Here is a 17,802-nt window from a genome sequence, read left to right as displayed (position 1 = left end):
CATGACCAGCAGCCGTTGGAGGGCGCTGCCCATCCTGCTCGTCGCCGCGTTCGTCACCACGCTCGACTTCTTCATCGCCAACGTCGCGCTGCCCGCCATCCGCGCCGACCTCGGCGCGGGCGAGTCAGCGACCCAGCTGGTGATCGCGGGCTACGGCCTGGCCTACGCGGCCGGTGTGATCATCGCGGGACGGCTCGGCGACATCCACGGCGCGCGCCGGGTCTTCCTCACGGGCCTCGCCCTGTTCACGCTGGCCTCGGCCGCGTGCGGGGCGGCGCAGGGCCCGGCGTTCCTGGTGTCGGCGCGGATCCTGCAGGGCTGCGCGGCGGCCCTGATGGCACCGCAGGTGCTGACGCTGATGAGGGCGCTCTACCAGGGCGCCGACGGGGCGAAGGCCTTCGGCTGGTACGGCACGGCCGTCGGCCTCGCGGGCGTCGGCGGTCAGGTCATCGGCGGCACGCTGGTCGCGACGGACCTGGCAGGGCTGGGGTGGCGCACGTGCTTCCTGATCAACGTCCCGATCGGCGTCCTCGCCCTCGCCTGCGCCCACCGCCTCCTCCCCGGCCCTCTCCCCGGCCCGGGCAGCCCTGCCCTCGAAAGCGCCGGCACGCGACCCCGCGCACCGCACGAAGCAGGCCCCAAGGCGGCCGGGAGGCTCGCCGACCTCTCGGGAGGCCCGGCGCGCGCGGCCCGCGAGCCGGTTCGCCGCAGGCTCGACCTGGTGGGCGCGGCCATGATCGCCACAGGCCTGGTGGCTGTCGTCTTCCCGCTCGCGCACGGCAGGGAAGCCGGATGGCCCGCCTGGTCATGGGCCTGCCTGGCCGCCGCGCTCCCCCTGATGGCCGCGTTCGTCGCCAGGCAGAGGCGCCTCGACGATCCCCTGCTCGATCTGGGCGTGTTCAGGAACCGCGGGTTCGTGCTGGGGCTGGCCGCCGTGGCGCTCCTGTTCGGGACCTCGTCGGGCCTGTCGTTCCTGCTGGCCCTCTACCTTCAGGACGGCAGAGGGCTGGCCCCGGTGGCCTCGGGCGCGGTGTTCACGGCGGTCAACGCCGGATTCTTCGCCGCCTCGCTCGTCACCAGGCGCGGCACCGGCTCCCGGACGGGCCGAAGGCTTCCCGTGGCGGGCGCGCTCGCACTCACCGCGGGGCTGCTGTGGAACTTCCAGGCGGCCGGCGGCCCGCTGGCCGCGCTGCTCCCCGGGCTCTTCACGGCCGGGGCGGGGATGGGTCTGGTGATGTCACCGCTGCTGTCGATGACCCTGTCCTCGGTACGGCAGGCGCACGCGGGCGCGGCGGCCGGCGTGCTGGGAACCGTGCAGGAGGTGGGCGGCGTCCTCGGCGTCACCGTGGTCGGCGCGGTGTTCTTCGGCGGGCTCGACGCCGCCGGCTGGACGGACGCGGCCAGGGCGGGACTCGCGGTGCTGGTGGTGGCGGCGCTGGGGGCCTCGGTGCTGATCTGGCGACTGGTGGAGACGGGCGCCGCGGTCCGTGACGGCGAGCGGCCACACGCTCCCGAGGAGCGTCCCCTGGACGGAGGCCCGCCGGTGACCGCGGAGGTGCCGGAGCCGGCTTGCCGTCAAGACGAAAGAAGGGAGAGCGGCGCGGACCTGGTCGGCGCCGCCCACCGATGACCGGGCGGTGGCGTGGACCTGGTCGGCGCCGCCTACCGATGACCGGGCAGTGGGCCGCACCTGGTCGGCGCCACGCGCCGGTGGCCGGGCGCCCCGGGAAGGGACGCCCGGACGCGGATCAGCCCTCGGCCTTGAGCCAGCTCATCATCGGCCGCAGCTTGGCGCCGGTCTTCTCGATCGGGTGCTCGGCCAGCTCCTCGCGGTAGCGCGTGAACTCCTTCTGCCCGCCCTCGAACTCCTCGACCAGCTGGCGCGCGAAGGTGCCGTCCTGAACCTCGGCCAGGATGCGCTTCATCTCCTTCTTGGTCTCCTCGGTGACCACGCGCGGGCCGCGCGTGTAGCCGCCGTACTCGGCGGTGTCGGACACCGACCAGTACATCTTGGAGATGCCGCCCTCGTACATGAGGTCCACGATCAGCTTCATCTCGTGGAGGCACTCGAAGTAGGCGACCTCGGGCTGGTACCCGGCCTCGATCAGCGTCTCGAAGCCCGCCTTGATTAGCTCGGACACGCCACCGCAGAGGACGGCCTGCTCGCCGAACAGGTCGGTCTCGGTCTCCTCGGTGAAGGTCGTCTTGAGGGCGCCCGCGCGGGTGCCGCCGATGCCCTTGGCGTAGGACAGGGCCAGGTCGAAGGCCTTGCCGGAGGCGTCCTTCTCGACCGCGACGAGGCACGGCACGCCGCGTCCCGCCTGGTACTGGCGGCGGACGAGGTGGCCGGGGCCCTTGGGGGCGACCATGGCGACGTCGACGCCCTCGGGCGCCTCGATGAGGCCGTAGCGGATGTTGAGGCCGTGGCCGAAGAAGAGCGCGTCGCCCTCCTGCAGGTTCGGCTTGATGTCGTTCTCGTAGATGCCGCGCTGAAGGTGGTCGGGCGCGAGGATCATGATGAGGTCGGCCTCGGCGGCCGCCTCGGCGGGGGTGACCACGCGCAGGCCCTCGGCCGCGGCCAGGTCCCTGCTCTTGGAGGTCTCGGGCAGGCCCACGCGGACGTCCACACCGGAGTCACGCAGGGAGAGGGCGTGGGCGTGGCCCTGGCTGCCGTATCCGATGACGGCCACGACCCGCCCCTGGATGATCGACAGGTCGGCCTGGTCGTCATAGAAGATCTCGGTCACGTGCATATACCTTTCAGGCGGTACGGTCCAGTGCCCTGAGGGACCGGTCGGTGATGGAACGGGCGCCGCGGCCGATGGCCACCATGCCCGACTGGACAAGTTCCTTGATGCCGAACGGCTCCAGCACCTTGATGAAGGCCTCGAGCTTGTCCGGGGTGCCGGTGACCTCGATGGTCACCGCGTCGGACGCGACGTCGACGCAGCGGGCCCTGAACAGCTGGACCAGTTCGAGGACGTGCGACCTGGTCTCGGCGTCCGCCTTCACCTTGATCAGCATGAGCTCGCGCTGCACCGACTGGGAGCTGTCGAGCTCGACGATCTTGAGGATGTTCACGAGCTTGTTGAGCTGCTTGGTGACCTGCTCCAGCGGGAGCTCCTCGACGCTGACCACGATCGTCATGCGCGAGATGTCGGAGTGCTCGGTCGGCCCGACCGCCAGCGAGTCGATGTTGAAGCCGCGCCTGCTGAACAGGGAGGACACGCGGGCCAGGACGCCCGGCTTGTTCTCCACGAGCACGGACAGAGTGTGCCTACTCATCTTCGCTCTCCCACGTCGGCGCCATGTCCCGCGCGATCTTGATGTCGTCGTTGCTCGTGCCGGCGGCGACCATCGGCCACACCATGGCGTCCTGGTGGACCACGAAGTCGACGACCACAGGGCGGTCGTTGATCTCCATGGCCTCCTTGATGACGGAGTCGACGTCTTCGGGCCGCTCGCAACGCAGGCCCACACAACCATAGGCCTCGGCCAGCTTGACGAAGTCGGGGATCCGGAGTTTCGCCTGCAGGTCGGTGTTGGAGTAGCGCTGGTCGTAGAACAGCGTCTGCCACTGCCTGACCATGCCGAGGTTACCGTTGTTGATGATCGCGATCTTGACGGGCACGCCCTCGATCGCGCAGGTCGCCAGCTCCTGGTTGGTCATCTGGAAGCAGCCGTCGCCGTCGATCGCCCACACGGTCGCGCCAGGCCTGCCCATCTTGGCGCCCATCGCGGCGGGGACGGCGAAGCCCATCGTGCCGAGGCCGCCCGAGTTGATGAACCTGCCCGGGTTCTCGTAGTCGATGAACTGCGCGGCCCACATCTGGTGCTGTCCGACGCCGGCGACGAAGTAGGTCTCCGGGCCCGAGATCGCGCTCAGCCGCTCCATGACGTACTGCGGAGCCAGCGAGCCGTCGGCGAACTCCTCGTAGCCGAGCGGGTAGGTCTCCTTGTAGCCGTTGAGCGTCTTCCACCACTCGGTGTAGTCGCCCTTGCGTCCCTCGGCCTCGACGGCGCCGATCATCTCGGTGATGACCTCGCGGCAGTCGCCGACGATCGGCACGTCCGCGTGGCGGTTCTTGGAGATCTCCGCGGGGTCGATGTCGGCGTGGACGACCTTGGCGTGGGGCGCGAAGGTGGACAGCTGTCCCGTGACGCGGTCGTCGAACCGCACGCCCAAGCCGATGATCAGGTCGGACTGCTGGAGCGCGCCGACCGCCGAGACGCTGCCGTGCATGCCGGGCATGCCCATGTGCTGCGGGTGGCTGTCGGGGAAGGTGCCGCGCGCCATCAGCGTGGTGACGACGGGAATGCCGGTCAGCTCGGCCAGGCGCAGCAGCTCGGCCGACGCGCGCGCCTTGTGGACGCCGCCGCCGACGTAGAGGACGGGCCGCTTGGACTCGGCGATGAGCTTGGCCGCCTCGCGGATCTGCTTGGAGTGCGGCCTGGTGACCGGCCGGTAGCCGGGCAGCTGCATGACGGGCGGCCAGACGAAGGTCGTGTCGGCCTGCAACGCGTCCTTGGCGATGTCGACGAGGACGGGGCCAGGGCGGCCCGTGGAGGCGATGTGGAACGCTTCCATGATCGTGCGCGGGATGTCGGACGCGTCGGTGACCAGGAAGCTGTGCTTGGTGATCGGCATGGTGATGCCGGAGATGTCCGCCTCCTGGAAGGCGTCCGTGCCGATCATGCTGCTGGCCACCTGGCCGGTGATGGCCACCATGGGCACCGAGTCCATGTAGGCGTCGGCGATGGGCGTCACCAGGTTCGTGGCGCCGGGACCGCTGGTCGCCATGCACACCCCGACCTTGCCCGTGGCCTGGGCGTAGCCCTCGGCCGCGTGGCCGGCGCCCTGCTCGTGCCTTACAAGCACGTGACGGACCTTGGTCGAGTCGTAGAGAGGATCGTAGGCGGGGAGAATCGCGCCGCCAGGGATCCCGAACACGGTGTCGACTCCAACGTGCTCCAGCGCCCTCACGAGGGCTTGTGCACCTGTCATCCGTTCGGTCATCGCTCGTTCCTTGCGTGGCGTTGAGCACTGAGGACATAAAAAATGCCCCGCCCGCACGGAGGTGCGGGGCTGGGGCGGCGCGCAGGTCGAAGTGCTTCGCTAACGGCCTGCGCGCCGGCGAAGTACTACGAGAATCTCACTGCGAAGCATGAGACACACCATAGCCGCTCCTAGGGCGGCTGTGTCAATTTGGTGGAACACGAGTCTCACGATCCGAGACTGGTGAGGTTGGTGCGCATGAGCGAGTCGACGCCGCGCGCCGCCATGGGCCTGGCCACGAGATAGCCCTGACCGCGGGTGCAGCCCATCTCCCTCAACAGTTCCAGCTGCTCGGGCCGCTCGATGCCCTCGGCCACGACGATCAGCCCGAGGTCGTGGCCGAGCCTGACGATCGTGCGGGTGAGCAGCGTCAGCGTCTCGTCACGGCCGAGACCCGAGACGAACGAGGGGTCGATCTTGATCATGTCGACGGGCAGCTGGCGCAGGAACGCGAGCGAGGCGTAGCCGGTGCCGAAGTCGTCGATGGCCAGCCGCACGCCGAGGGCGCGCAGCTCCGACAACCTGCTGATCGTCTCCTCGGCGTCCTCGACCAGCATCTCCTCGATCACCTCGAGGGTGAGCGCGGAGGCGGGCAGGCCGCTCTCCTGCAGCGCCTCGGAGATGGTCTCGACGAAGCGCGGCGCCGTGATCTGTCTGGCCGACAGGTTGAGCGACAGCCCGATGTCCCACGACGACGCCCGCCACGTGGCCACCTCGCGGCAGGCCTCGCGCAGGATCCACTCGCTCAGCGGCACGATGAGCCCGGTGTCCTCGGCAGGGCCGAGGAACTGCTCAGGCGGCACGAACACCGACCCCCGCCACCACCGCACCAGCGCCTCGACCGCGGTCACCCGCGAGGTGGCAAGGTCGACGACCGGCTGGTACTCGATCGCGAACTGCTCCTCCACCAGCGCCCGGTGCAGGTCGGCGGCCAGCTCGAGCCTGCGCACCACATCGGCGTGCATGTGCGCGGCGAACACCTCGACCCTGCGCCCGCCGAGCTCCTTGGCTCGTGCCATCGCCACGTCGGCGTTGCGGATCAGGTCGCCCGCGGGCACGCCGTCCTCGGCGAAGGCCACGCCCACGCTCGCGGTCAGCGCGACGTCGCGGTCGGCCACCCTGAACGGGTCCTGCGAGACCGCCCTGACGAGCCGCTCGGCCACGTCGACCGCGACCTGCGCGGCCTCGGGGCCCGTCTCCACCAGCACGGCGAACTCGTCGCCGCCCCAGCGCGCCAGCGTGTCGTCGGGCCGTACGGCGCCGCGAAGGCGACGCGCGGCCTGCCCGAGGAGGTAGTCGCCGCTGGCGTGGCCCACCGAGTCGTTGACCGAGGTGAACCCGTCGAGGTCGAGGAAGATCACCGCGGTGCGCCCCGCCTGTCTGCCCTCCAGGACCTCCCGCGTGCGCTCCTCGAAGTAGGAGCGGTTGGGCAGGCCCGTGACGCCGTCGTGGAAGGTCAGGTGGGCGACCTGGTTGCGCAGCGCCTCCTCGTCGCTCACGTCGCGGGTGGTGACCAGCAGCAGTTCCTCGCCGTGCACGTGGCGGGTGGCCACGGACTCGGTGGGCCGCCACGTGCCGTCGGCCGCCCGCACCCTGCAGGCGATCAGGCAGGCGCCGGGCGCCACCGGGTCCTCGTCCAGGCCCATCTGGCGCAGCGCCAGCTGGATGCCCGGCACGTCCTCGGGGTGGATGTAGTCGAAGATCGACCCGCCGACCAGGTCCTCGGGGCGGTAGCCGTAGGTCACCTCGACGCCCGCGCCCATCTCGCGGACGACGCCTTCGTAGTCGCACAGCAGGACCACGTCGCCGGTGCTCTCGGCCAGCTCGCGCAGTTGGCGGTCGCCGAGCGCGACCAGGTGGCGCATGCGGGCGGTGGTGGTGATCAGCACGAACACGCGGACGACGAGGATCACCACCACGGAGGCGGCGACCAGGGCGACGCCCGTGACGGGCGGGCCTTTCAGGTTGAGCAGCATCGCGCCGGCGGCGATCACGACCAGGCACAGCGGCACGGCCGCGATCAGGGTGGCGGCGACCTGGCCGGTGGGCGCCTTCGACTCCTCGCCGCCCGCGTCGATGATCCTCGACGACCTGCCGCTCCAGGGCAGTGCCGCCAGCAGCAGGAAGGCGACGGGCGCGAGCAGGAGGCTCCACCTGGGCGGGTCGACACCGCCGAGCCTGGCGACCGCGCCGGAGAGCTCGCCGATCGTCGCGGTGGCGAGGACGGCCAGGCCCGCGAGGCCGAGCGGCCACAGCGGCGACCGCGCGGTGACGACCACGGGCCCCACGGCGCAGGTCACCAGCAGGCTGACCAGCGCGGGCAACAGCGTGATCATGAACGTCGAGGAGACGCCCACCTCGACGTAGAGCGGCTTGAGCGCGATCACCCAGCTGATCAGGAAGAGGGCGGCCGCGCACAGATAGGCGTCGGTCACCTGTCTCAGCACGACACGGGCGTGCATGGGCCGTCCCGCGGCCAGCACGCACCCCCCGGCGAACAGCACGGTGGCGACGAGGACGAGCAGGTCGGAGAAGTTGACCGCCAGGATGGAGCCCGCCGCGACGGGGCGCAGCGCCACACCGAAGAGCCAGACCACCGAGGCCGAGCCGAGCCAGCGCGCGGCGGGCCGGTGCTGGGGCGCCATCCGCACGGAGGCGACCAGCAGCGAGACGGCCGCCAGCAGCGCGGCCAGCCCTCCGGCGACCGCGGCGGTCGCCAGGGCCGGTGCGCCCGCGAGAAGGGCGGCGGCCAACCCCACCACACCCGTCGCGGCCGCGCCGGCGAGCGGCGCCCGTGGATCACGCCAGCGGATCAATGTCGTTGCCCATCCCGTGTCAAGTCAGCTCACGTGACTGCCGGAGTTCGGCAGTCGCACATCGCCAGTGTGTGCTCTTCCGGGTGCGCGGGGGACGACAACCGGGGAGTCGTCACCGATCTGATAACCATGAGGACCACTTTGCTCCGAAGATCGCCTTGACAACGGGTCATGGATAGCTGTCGTGGAATCGTCGATGTCGCCCACCGTACGCACCGAAGGTCACGGGGCAGACACGTTCGGGAATCCCTTTGTCAGTACGACACCGTCAGTACGACTCGGTGATGACGTTCTTCAGCGGCTCGCCCGCGAGGTATCGCAGCAGCTGGGAGCGGATCAGGCGCAGCACGCGGCGTGTCGAGGCGGGCGTGCTGCCCGCCACGTGCGGTGTGATGAACACCCCTGGCGCGTTCCAGAGCGGGTGCCCGCCGGGCAGCGGCTCGGGGTCGGTGACGTCGAGGGCGGCCCGCAGCCGCCCGGAGACGAGCTCGGCGACCAGGGCGTCGGTGTCGACCACCGCGCCCCTTGCGGCGTTGACGAGCAGCGCCCCGTCCTTCATGCGCGCGAGGAATCCGGCGTCGACCATGCCGGCCGTGTGGGCGGTCGCGGGCACGAGCAGCACCACGACGTCGGCGTCGGGAAGGAGCGTGTCCAGTTCCTCCATGGGGTGGACGCCCTCGCGGGCCGTCCTGGCCACCCTCACCACCTCGACCTCGAACCCGTCGAGCCTGCGTTCGAGCGCCGCGCCGATGGATCCGTACCCGACGATCAGCACACGGGCGTCGGCCAGCACGTCGGTGTAGTGGTAGGCCCACTCGCCCCTGCGCTGCGCGTCCACGAAGGCGGGGAAGTCCCTCAGCACCGCGATCATCGCGCCGACCGCCCACTCGGCGGTGCCCGCGTCGTGCACGCCGCGCGCGTTGCACAGCGTGACCCCTTGGGGCAGGTGCGGCCGGTAGGGCTCCACGCCCGCCGTCACGGTCTGCACCAGCCGCAGCCTTTTCATCCGCGCCATGAGTTCGGGCGTGTCCTGCACGGGGATCAGCGGCGGGATCCACACCTCGGCCTCCTCGGCCCCCTTGGGGGCCGGGCCGCGGCCGTCGAAGACGACGCACTCCACATCGGGCAGGTCGGCGAGCACTTCAGCGGCGGCCTCGGACGGCACCCAGATCTTCATACGCGGAACTTTATGGGGAAGAGGCGAGTATGGGGCACATGAGGTCCATCTTTACGATCATGATCGCCGCGACACTGGCCGCGGGGTGCGCCGCGGCGCCGGCGGAGGTCGGGAGCGGTGTGCGCCCGGCCGGTACGGCGAAGCCGTCGGCGACGCCCGGCGAGCCCAGGACGGTCGCGGAGGGGCTGCGGGTGCCGTGGTCGATCGCGTTCCTGGACGGCGGCGACGCGCTGGTCACCGAGCGGGACCGCGCCAGGCTGCTGCGCGTGACGTCCACGGGCCTGGTCACCTCGCTGGGCAGGATCGCGGGGGCCGAGCCCGACGGGGAGGGCGGGCTCATGGGCGTGGCGGTGAAGGGCGAGCAGGTCTTCCTGTACTACACCGCGGCGGCGGACAACAGGATCGTCCGCTACCGCCTCGCCGATGACCGGCTCTCGGACGCCAAGGTGATCGTGAAGGGCATCCCGAAGGGCGGCATCCACGACGGAGGACGGCTCGCGTTCGGACCCGACGGCTTCCTGTACGCGACCACGGGCGAGACCGGCGACAGGCCGCTGGCCCAGGACCGCGACTCGCTCGGCGGCAAGATCCTGCGGATGACCGTGGACGGCACGCCTGCACCGGGCAACCCGTTCGGCACCCTGGTCTACAGCTACGGGCACCGCAACGTGCAGGGCCTGGCGTGGGACCCGGCAGGGCGGCTGTACGCCTCGGAGTTCGGCTCCAGTTCCTACGACGAGGTCAACCTGATCAAGCCGGGCGGCAACTACGGCTGGCCCGAGGTGGAGGGCGTCGGCTCCGACCCCGACTTCATCGATCCGATCGTCACCTGGAGCACCTCGGAGGCCTCCCCTTCGGGCATGGCCTACGCGAAGGGCTCGCTGTGGGTCGGCGCGCTGCAGGGCAGGCGGCTGTGGCAGGTGCCGCTGGGCGCGGACGGCTCGGCCGGCAAGCCCGTGGCCCGCTTCGACGGCACGTACGGCAGGCTGCGGGCCGTCACCGCGGCGCCCGACGGCAGCCTGTGGGTGGGCACGAGCAATCACGACGGCAGGGGCGACCCCCGCGACGGCGACGACAGGATCCTGTCGGTGCCGCTGAGCTGAGGCCGCAGGTGAGCACGGCCCCGGCCGCTACTCCAGGTCGTCGGTCGCCGGCTTCACGCAGGTGACCTGCGGGCCCATGCGGTAGGTGGTGGTCTTCCTCTCCCGCTTGACCTCGACCCCGTCCTTGGTGATCACTCGCGTCACGTCGATCGTGAACCCGTCGTGCGCCTCCTGCGGCTTGCAGCCGGGGCTGTCGTCCTCCTTCCGCGTGAAGGCGACGTGGTTCCGCTTCGGCGAGGTGACCGACTCGACCTTGTCGTACCGCTTGGTGCTCCAGAGCGTGACCGTGATCGAGGTGCCCGTGTAGGAGGTCTTCACCAGCACGCCGTACGGGGAGTCGTTCTTCCACTTCAGGTCCACGGTCGGCCAGAAGACCGTCGCCTCCCGCCCTGGCGGGTACCTGGAGATCCAGTACATGTGCGCCATGTGCTCGACGTCCTCGAACCCGCCGAAGTAGGCCGCGTTGTACATCGTGGTGGCGAACTGTGAGACGCCGCCGCCGACGCCGTCCTCCATCTTGCCCGCGACGATCTGTCCCGCGGGCACGTAGCCCTTGGCCGTGGTCCGCTCGCCGACGATGCCGTTGATGGAGAACGTCTCCCCCGGCTTGACGATGTAGCCGTCGAGGGTCCTGGCCATCAGCTGGATGTTGGTCACGCGCGCCGCGCAGCAGGGGTGCTGGGTGGTGAAGGAGCCGACCTTCTCCTTGATGCCCATCCCGCGCAGTTCGCTGTCGGTCATGCGTGGCGCGACGACCGCCAGATCCACCGGGATGGTACGGCTGCCGCCCGTCTTGAGCGCCTCGGCCACGTCGACGGCCAGTTTCTTGTCGTCGACGCCCTTGCCCTTGCGCGCGGAGACGAGCTTGAGCCTGCCGTCGACGACGTCGTAGGTGGCATCGCGTGGCGCCTGGGCGGCGTCGATCAGCTGACCCTCGATCCCGGCGATCGCCTGACGCGCGTCGAAGCGGGGTTCGAGCCCGCCTTCGCCGTCGGAGACGAAGGTGAGGTTGGCGGCGATGGCGGCGACGGGGATCTGCGCCTGCTTGCCGTCCCTGGTCAGGGTGATCGGCCCGGACAGCGCGCTGGTCGCGGTGGCGGCGGCGGCCTTGACCGCGGCGGGCTTGGTCGTGGGCTCGTCGATCTTGACGGGCAGGGTCACGGTCCCGTGCGAGCCGAGGAAGGCCTCACTGATCAGCTTGGCCGCGGCCGCCTGGTCCAGGACGCGCCCCTCGCGCGGGGCGACGGTGACGGGTTGGAGTCCCTTGAAGGCGACCCTGCCCTCGCGCGCCTTCTGGTCGTATTTCGCGGCCAGCCCTTCGACCGTCCTGGCGAGCTGGGCGGACTCGATGGTGACCTTCGGCTCGATCGTCGTGGTGCCGGTCAGCGCCCGCCACACCTCGATGGGGCTGGGGAAGCCGCTCGGCGCCTGCTCGATCGTGCCGACGACGTTGAGCTCGACGCCTGCCTCGTCGGACTCGACGGTCTCCTTGCGGCCGTTCACCTCGACCTGGAGGGGCCGCTCGATCTTCGGCGCCAGCTCGTCACGGAGCCTGTCGGCGGCCTCGGTCACGGTCAACCCGCCGATGTCGACGCCGTCCACCCTGGTGCCGGGCAGCACCGAGTCCGACATGATCACCGCAGGCACCACGTACGCCAGGACGAGCAGCACCGCGATCACGACGGCGATCGCGGGCAGCAGGCGTCCGCGCCTGGGCGGAGCGGGCGGCGGCGGGGGCTCGGCGAAGGAGCGGCGTTCCTGCAGGCCGAACACGGGCGGCGGCGGAGGCGCGGGCTCGTAGTCCTGCTGGCCCTCGGCCATCGGCCACGGCTGCGGCGGCGGGGCGACGGGAGGCAGGGCGGTGGGCCCGACGGGCCGTTGGTCCTGCCGGCCTGTGGGGCCGTAGATGTCGGGCGAGACGCCGGGAGGCAGCCCACCGACGCGCGGCTTCCTGCCTTTCCCCGGTTTGGGGGTGGGCACCGAGGCGAACGGGTCGGTCGGTGGGTCCATCGGTCGGGCGTTCGCCACGCCTCAAGCTCCTCCCAATCCGCTGCCTTTCCTCAGGAAACACTAAGGCACAGGTGATGCGATATGTACCTTGAATCAGGACATCCAGCGGTAGCGATGCTCCGGGCGGCCTGTCGTGCCGTACCTGGGGCGCAGCTCCGCCTTGCCCGCCGCGCAAAGGTATTCCAGGTAGCGGCGCGCGCTGACCCGCGACAACCCGGTCAGCGTGGCGGCCTCGCTGGCCGAAAGATCGCCCCCGGCCTCGCGCAGCGCGTCGGCGACGAGTGCGCAGGTCGCCGAGGACAGGCCCTTGGGCAGGGGCGCCCTCGTGACGCCGAACAGACGGTCGATGTCGTCCTGCCTGACCTCGGGGCCGATGGAGGTGAGCTGCTTGCGTGTGTCGGCGTAGCTGGAGAGCCGCTCGGCCAGCGCGGCCGAGGTGAAGGGCTTGATCAGATAGCTGACCGCGCCGCCGCGCATCGCCGCTCTGACCGTCGGCAGGTCGCGGGCCGCGCTGATCATGAGAACGTCGACGCCACGCAGCCTGTTCAGCACTTCCAGACCAGACATGTCGGGCAGGTAGATGTCCAGCAGAACCAGGTCGGGATGATGCTCGGCCACCGCGTCCAGCGCCGCGGCACCGGTGTGGGCGGTGCCGACGACCTCGAAGCCCTGCAGCTTCGCCACGTAACCGCTGTGGATGCGGGCCACCATGAAGTCGTCGTCGACGACGAGCACCCTCACGGTCATGGCAGCAACGCCGTGAACACGGCGCCTCCCGAGTTGTGGACGCGCACCCAGCCGCCCCTGCGCATGCACGCCTGCCGCGTCAGTGCGAGGCCGAGCCCGCGGGGGCCGGAGTGCGCCGCCTTGGTCGTGAACCCTTCCCTGAAGACCTCTTCCACCAGGTCAGGGGTGATGCCGGGGCCCGAGTCGCCGACCCGCACCCGTAGCCCCTCCCCCGTGGCCACGACGGCGACCTCGATCGTCCCCGGCGCGCCGTCGAGCGCGTCGAGCGCGTTGGCCACCAGGTTGCCGACGACGAGCACGGCGTCCTGAGGATCGTCGATCGCGCCCTTCGGCACGCGGGTGTCGTCGGCCAGCACGAGCGTGGCGCCGCGTTCGGCCGCCTCCGCCGACTTGGCCAGCAGCAGCGCGGCCAGCGTGGGGTCGGCGACGCGCTCGCGGATGCCCGTCGCGTAGGTACTGCGCGTGGTCCTGGTGATGAAGCTGATCGCCGCGTCGTGCTCGCCCAGCTCCAGCAGGCCCACGACGGTGTGCATGCGGTTGGCGAACTCGTGGGCCTGGGCCCGCAGCGCCTCCGTCGTGGAGCTGGCCGAGTCGAGCTCCTGGGCCAGCCGTACGAGCTCGGTCCTGTCGCGCAGGGTGATCACCCAGCCGCGCTGCTGGCCGCGCACGGACACGGGAGTGCGGTTGAGGACCAGCACCCGCTCGCCGTGCAGCACGATCTTGTCCTCGCCCGGGTCCGCGCCACCGAGCACGTCGCGCATGCGCTCGGAGACCGGCATGTCGGTCAGGTCGCCGCCCACCTCGCCGAGCAGCTCGCGGGCGGCGTCGTTGACCAGCGTCACCCTGCCCTTCATGTCGAGCGCGAGCACGCCTTCCTTCACCCCGTGCAGCACACCCTCGCGCTGCTCCAGGAGCTTGGCGATCTCGGCGGGTTCGAGGCCGAAGATCTGCCTGCGGACCCTGCGGGCGATGAGCGCCGCCAGAGCCGAGCCCGCCACCAGGACGGCGAGCCCCGTCCACAGCAGCGGCGCCAGCACCGAGGCGACCTGCGCGTCCACCTTCTCCACGAGCACCCCGACCGAGGCGAGCCCGATGATCGTGCCGTACTCGTCGAAGATCGGGGCCTTGCCGCGCACCGTGGTGCCGATCGTCCCCGTCTCCACGCCGACCCACTTCTCGCCCGTCTTCAGGACGGTCGAGCCGTCCGTGGACAGCCGCTTGCCGATGAGCGCGGTGTTCGGGTGGGCGTAGCGTCTCTGCTCCCTGTTGGCGATCACGACGTAGTCGGCGCCGGTCTCCAGCTGGACGCCGGCCGCGATCGGCTGCAGGAGCGTGGAGGGATCCTGCGCGGCGAAGGCCTCGCGCACCTGCGGCATCCCCGCCACCGCTTCGGCGATCGCCAGCGCCCGCTGCTGGTACTGCGAGTCGAGCTGCCGCCGGGTGTGCTGAGCCCATACGACAGCCGTGCCGCTGACGGCGAGCACGACGATCACCATCTGCAGCACGAAGAGTTGCGTGCCGAGTCTCACAGGGCCATGGAAGCACCAGCAGGTCACGCACGGGTCGCGACCAATATGACCTTTACGACGGCAACCGCGTAAAGGGTCGACGAGAGGGGATGTCCGTTTCACCATCCAGTATTCGAGATTGTGACACCCCCCGTTTTGGAGTGATCATGCGACTCCGCATACTCGCCACCATCGCCGCCCTCTCCGTCGCGGCCCTCACCGGCTGCGGCCAGCAGGGCGGGGGCGGCGGCACCGGCACACTGCGCATCATGGCGCCCGCCGCCGTCGGCGGCGGCTGGGACCAGACCTCCCGTACGGCCGAGCAGGCGATCAAGTCCGTCGACCCCCAGCGCAAGACCGAGGTCTTCAACGTGCCCGGCGCGGGAGGCACGATCGGCCTGGCCCAGCTCGCGGGCGAGAAGGGCGACGGCAACCTGCTCATGACCATGGGCCTGGTCATGGTCGGCGCGATCGAGCAGAACAAGTCCAAGGTCACGCTGGCCGAGACCACGCCGATCGCCAAGCTGACCGAGGAGTACGAGATCGTCGTCGTGCCCGCTGACTCGCCGCTGAAGACGCTGGCCGACCTGGTGGCCGCGTGGAAGGCCGACCCCGCGAAGGTGTCCGTCGCGGGCGGCTCGGCGGGCGGCACCGACCACATCCTGGCGGGCCTGATGGCCAAGGCGGGCGGAGTCGACCCCAAGCAGGTCAACTACATCGCCCACTCGGGCGGCGGCGAGGCGCTCAACGCGCTGCTCGGCGGCAAGGTCACGATCGGTGTGTCCGGCGTCGGCGAGTTCGCCGAGCACGTGAAGTCCGGCAAGCTGCGCGCGCTGGCCGTCTCCGCGCCCAGCCGCATCGACTCCGTCGACGCGCCCACGCTGAAGGAGGGCGGCCTCGACGTCGAGCTGGCCAACTGGCGAGGGTTCGTCGCGCCCGCGGGACTGAGCGACGCCGACAAGAAGGCGCTCACCGACCTGGTGACCAAGATGCACGACTCGCAGGCGTGGAAGGACGCGGTGGCCAAGAACGGCTGGATCGACGCCTTCCAGACCGGGCAGCAGTTCGCCGACTACCTGAACGCCGAGCAGACCCGCGTCAAGGCCGTCATCGCCGAGATGGGGCTCGTCTCCTGATGTCCTCCCCGCACGAGCAGGACGGCGCCACCCCCCGTGGCGCCGTCCCCGCGCACCCGGATCCCGGTACGGCAGGCCGTACCGGGGTCCCGAGCCCCCCGCCCGCCGGCGGCGGCGCCTCTGCCGGGCCGCCCCCAGCCGGTGACCGGGGAGAGGACCACGGCAAGAGGCACGGATGGTGGCGCCCGGAGATGGGGTTGTCCCTCGTCGTCCTCGTCCTCGGCGTGTTCGTCATCGTCGGCACCCTCGATGTCACCGCCGCCAGCTCCGCCCTCGGTCTGGGCCCCAGGTTCTTCCCCATCCTCGTCGGCGGCGCCCTGATCGTCATCGGCGCCTTCTACACCCTCGACGTCCTGCGCGGCGGCCGGGGCGATCCCGAGGAGAGCGAGGACATCGACGCCGACGCCCCCGCCGACTGGAAGAGCGTCGGACTGGTCAGCGGCATCTTCCTGGCCTTCACCGCCGTCCTCACCACCCTCGGCTGGGTCATCTCCGCTTCGCTGCTGTTCTTCGGCCTCTCCGTCGCCCTGGGTGCCGAGAGCAAGGTCAAGACCGCGATCATCGCCGTCGTCCTGGGCGTCGTCTCCTATCTGGCCTTCGTCAGGGGCCTGGGCGTCACCCTCCCTGACGGCCTGCTCCAGGGGGTGATGTGAGTGGATTCGCTCCAGCTTCTCCTGGAGGGCTTCGCCACCGCCCTCACCCCGGTCAACCTGCTGTACGCGCTCGTCGGCGTCACCCTCGGCACGCTCGTCGGTGTCCTGCCCGGCATCGGCCCCGCCATGACGGTCGCGCTCCTGCTGCCGATCACCTTCACCGTGCCCCCGGCCAGCGCGTTCATCATGTTCGCCGGCATCTACTACGGCGGCATGTACGGCGGGTCCACCACGTCCATCCTGCTCAACACGCCAGGCGAGTCGTCCTCCATGATCACCGCGCTGGAGGGCAACAAGATGGCCAGGCGGGGCAGGGCCGCGCAGGCGCTGGCCACTGCCGCCATCGGCTCGTTCGTGGCGGGCACGATCGCCACGGCCCTGCTCGTCGTCGCCGCTCCCGCGGTGGTCGACTTCGCGATCTCCTTCGGTCCCGAGGACTACTTCGCCCTCGCCGTGCTGGCCTTCACCGCGGTCTCCTCGGTGCTGTCGCGCTCGATGGTGCGCGGCCTGGCCTCGCTCGGTCTCGGGCTGGTCATCGGACTGGTCGGCATCGACGAGCAGACCGGGCAGGCCCGCCTCACCCTCGGCATCCCGCAGTTGCTCGACGGCATCGACGTGGTGATCGTCGCCGTCGGCCTGTTCGCGCTGGGCGAGGCGCTGTACGTCGCCTCCAGGCTGCGGCACGCCAGCCCCGAGGTGGTTCCCGTGGGCCGCGCGTGGATGGGCCGCTCGGACTGGGGCCGCTCCTGGAAGCCGTGGCTGCGCGGCACCGCGCTCGGCTTCCCGTTCGGCGCGCTGCCGGGCGGCGGCGCGGAGATCCCGACGTTCCTGTCCTACGCCGCGGAGAAGAAGCTGGCCCGCGGCGTGGCCAAGGAGGAGTACGGCAAGGGCGCGATCGAGGGCGTCGCAGGACCCGAGGCGGCCAACAACGCCTCGGCGGCGGGCACGCTCGTCCCGCTGCTCACGCTCGGCCTGCCCACGTCGGCGACGGCGGCGATCCTGCTGGCCGCCTTCCAGCAGTACGGCCTGCAGCCTGGCCCGCAACTGTTCGACCACAACCCGGCCCTGGTGTGGGGCATGATCGCCTCGCTGTTCATCGGCAACGCGATGCTGCTGGTGCTGAACCTGCCGCTGGCCCCCCTGTGGGCCCGCGTGCTGCGCATCCCGCGCCCCTACCTCTACTCGGGCATCGTGCTGTTCGCGGCCCTGGGCGTCTACGCGCTGAACTCGTCGGCCGTCGACCTCGTGGTGCTGTTCGTGCTCGGCCTTCTCGGCTACGCCATGCGCCGCTTCGGGCTGCCGGTCGCCCCCGCGGTGATCGGCATGATCCTCGGTCCGATGGCGGAGAAGCAGCTGCGCAGGGCGCTGGCCATCAGCGCGGGCGACGTGACCGCGCTGGTCAGAAGCCCGATCGCGGCCGTCCTGCTGGGTCTGGCCGCGCTGGCCCTCCTGACGCCCCTGTTCAGGCGGCTGTGGGCGCGGCGCCATCCCGGCGCGGTCATCACACCTGGGTCTCAGATGGAGTGAGCCGCGGGCTTCCTGGGCATCACCCAGGTGGCTCTTGGGACATGAGCGTCGAGGCCCCGCCGGCCCGTC

At 70.9% G+C, this 17,802-nt stretch carries 13 protein-coding genes; 5 read left to right on the top strand and 8 right to left on the bottom strand.

Annotated features, from left to right (window positions below; translation table 11 throughout):
* Position 1: 1 nt before the first annotated feature.
* Complete coding sequence (locus AC3EO4_RS50710) at positions 2 to 1,630, top strand: MFS transporter (RefSeq protein WP_431903239.1); 1,629 nt, start codon at positions 2 to 4, stop codon at positions 1,628 to 1,630.
* Between the two features lie 118 nt (positions 1,631 to 1,748).
* Here AC3EO4_RS50710 and ilvC read toward each other — a convergent pair whose 3' ends face one another.
* The 5 genes from ilvC to AC3EO4_RS50685 form a co-directional block, all read right to left on the bottom strand.
* Positions 1,749 to 2,738, bottom strand: a complete 990-nt coding sequence (gene ilvC / locus AC3EO4_RS50705) for a ketol-acid reductoisomerase (protein WP_379576330.1) — start codon at positions 2,736 to 2,738, stop codon at positions 1,749 to 1,751.
* Between the two features lie 22 nt (positions 2,739 to 2,760).
* Positions 2,761 to 3,285 (bottom strand): acetolactate synthase small subunit, encoded by a 525-nt coding sequence (gene ilvN, locus AC3EO4_RS50700; RefSeq protein ID WP_354909714.1) that lies wholly within the window; start codon positions 3,283 to 3,285, stop codon positions 2,761 to 2,763.
* Positions 3,278 to 5,017: an acetolactate synthase large subunit gene (locus AC3EO4_RS50695; RefSeq protein ID WP_431903236.1), complete on the bottom strand. Its 1,740-nt coding sequence runs from the start codon at positions 5,015 to 5,017 to the stop codon at positions 3,278 to 3,280. Before AC3EO4_RS50695 ends, ilvN begins: the two co-directional genes overlap by 8 nt.
* Before the next feature lie 206 nt (positions 5,018 to 5,223).
* Positions 5,224 to 7,869, bottom strand: a complete 2,646-nt coding sequence (locus tag AC3EO4_RS50690) for a putative bifunctional diguanylate cyclase/phosphodiesterase (RefSeq protein WP_431903282.1) — start codon at positions 7,867 to 7,869, stop codon at positions 5,224 to 5,226.
* A 271-nt stretch (positions 7,870 to 8,140) separates the two neighbouring features.
* Positions 8,141 to 9,049: a 2-hydroxyacid dehydrogenase gene (locus tag AC3EO4_RS50685; RefSeq protein WP_379576122.1), complete on the bottom strand. Its 909-nt coding sequence runs from the start codon at positions 9,047 to 9,049 to the stop codon at positions 8,141 to 8,143.
* A 38-nt stretch (positions 9,050 to 9,087) separates the two neighbouring features.
* Between AC3EO4_RS50685 and AC3EO4_RS50680 the strand changes: the two genes are divergently transcribed.
* Entirely contained in the window at positions 9,088 to 10,152 is a 1,065-nt protein-coding gene (locus AC3EO4_RS50680; RefSeq protein ID WP_431903234.1) for a PQQ-dependent sugar dehydrogenase, read from the top strand.
* Positions 10,153 to 10,179: 27 nt separating this feature from the next.
* Here the strand turns inward: AC3EO4_RS50680 and AC3EO4_RS50675 are convergent, their stop codons facing one another.
* The 3 genes from AC3EO4_RS50675 to AC3EO4_RS50665 all read right to left on the bottom strand — a co-directional run bounded on the left by AC3EO4_RS50675 (position 10,180) and on the right by AC3EO4_RS50665 (position 14,438).
* Complete coding sequence (locus tag AC3EO4_RS50675) at positions 10,180 to 12,180, bottom strand: VanW family protein (RefSeq protein ID WP_431903232.1); 2,001 nt, start codon at positions 12,178 to 12,180, stop codon at positions 10,180 to 10,182.
* A 75-nt stretch (positions 12,181 to 12,255) separates the two neighbouring features.
* A complete protein-coding gene (locus AC3EO4_RS50670) occupies positions 12,256 to 12,909 on the bottom strand; it encodes a response regulator (protein ID WP_379576125.1) in 654 nt (217 codons plus the stop codon).
* Entirely contained in the window at positions 12,906 to 14,438 is a 1,533-nt protein-coding gene (locus AC3EO4_RS50665) for an ATP-binding protein (RefSeq protein WP_379576126.1), read from the bottom strand. Before AC3EO4_RS50665 ends, AC3EO4_RS50670 begins: the two co-directional genes overlap by 4 nt.
* 146 nt (positions 14,439 to 14,584) lie before the next feature.
* Between AC3EO4_RS50665 and AC3EO4_RS50660 the strand changes: the two genes are divergently transcribed.
* The 3 genes from AC3EO4_RS50660 to AC3EO4_RS50650 all read left to right on the top strand — a co-directional run bounded on the left by AC3EO4_RS50660 (position 14,585) and on the right by AC3EO4_RS50650 (position 17,733).
* On the top strand, positions 14,585 to 15,553 hold the full coding sequence (locus AC3EO4_RS50660) for a Bug family tripartite tricarboxylate transporter substrate binding protein (RefSeq protein WP_379576127.1): 969 nt from the start codon (positions 14,585 to 14,587) through the stop codon (positions 15,551 to 15,553).
* Between the two features lie 191 nt (positions 15,554 to 15,744).
* Positions 15,745 to 16,206: a tripartite tricarboxylate transporter TctB family protein gene (locus AC3EO4_RS50655; RefSeq protein WP_379576128.1), complete on the top strand. Its 462-nt coding sequence runs from the start codon at positions 15,745 to 15,747 to the stop codon at positions 16,204 to 16,206.
* Positions 16,207 to 17,733 (top strand): tripartite tricarboxylate transporter permease, encoded by a 1,527-nt coding sequence (locus AC3EO4_RS50650; protein ID WP_379576129.1) that lies wholly within the window; start codon positions 16,207 to 16,209, stop codon positions 17,731 to 17,733. It begins immediately after the preceding gene.
* The last annotated feature ends 69 nt before the right edge of the window (positions 17,734 to 17,802 follow it).

It is taken from the genome of Nonomuraea sp. bgisy101, from assembly GCF_057708945.1.
This window is presented reverse-complemented; position numbering and strand designations above follow the sequence as displayed.

Excerpts from the sequence above, each read along its gene's own strand:
- AC3EO4_RS50670 (WP_379576125.1), bottom strand. The coding sequence starts at position 12,909 with ATGACCGTGAGGGTGCTCGTCGTCGACGACGACTTCATGGTGGCCCGC.
- AC3EO4_RS50680 (WP_431903234.1), top strand. The coding sequence starts at position 9,088 with ATGAGGTCCATCTTTACGATCATGATCGCCGCGACACTGGCCGCGGGG.
- AC3EO4_RS50655 (WP_379576128.1), top strand. The coding sequence starts at position 15,745 with ATGGGGTTGTCCCTCGTCGTCCTCGTCCTCGGCGTGTTCGTCATCGTC.
- AC3EO4_RS50710 (WP_431903239.1), top strand. The coding sequence starts at position 2 with ATGACCAGCAGCCGTTGGAGGGCGCTGCCCATCCTGCTCGTCGCCGCG.
- AC3EO4_RS50685 (WP_379576122.1), bottom strand. The coding sequence starts at position 9,049 with ATGAAGATCTGGGTGCCGTCCGAGGCCGCCGCTGAAGTGCTCGCCGAC.
- AC3EO4_RS50695 (WP_431903236.1), bottom strand. The coding sequence starts at position 5,017 with ATGACCGAACGGATGACAGGTGCACAAGCCCTCGTGAGGGCGCTGGAG.
- ilvN (WP_354909714.1), bottom strand. The coding sequence starts at position 3,285 with ATGAGTAGGCACACTCTGTCCGTGCTCGTGGAGAACAAGCCGGGCGTC.
- AC3EO4_RS50660 (WP_379576127.1), top strand. The coding sequence starts at position 14,585 with ATGCGACTCCGCATACTCGCCACCATCGCCGCCCTCTCCGTCGCGGCC.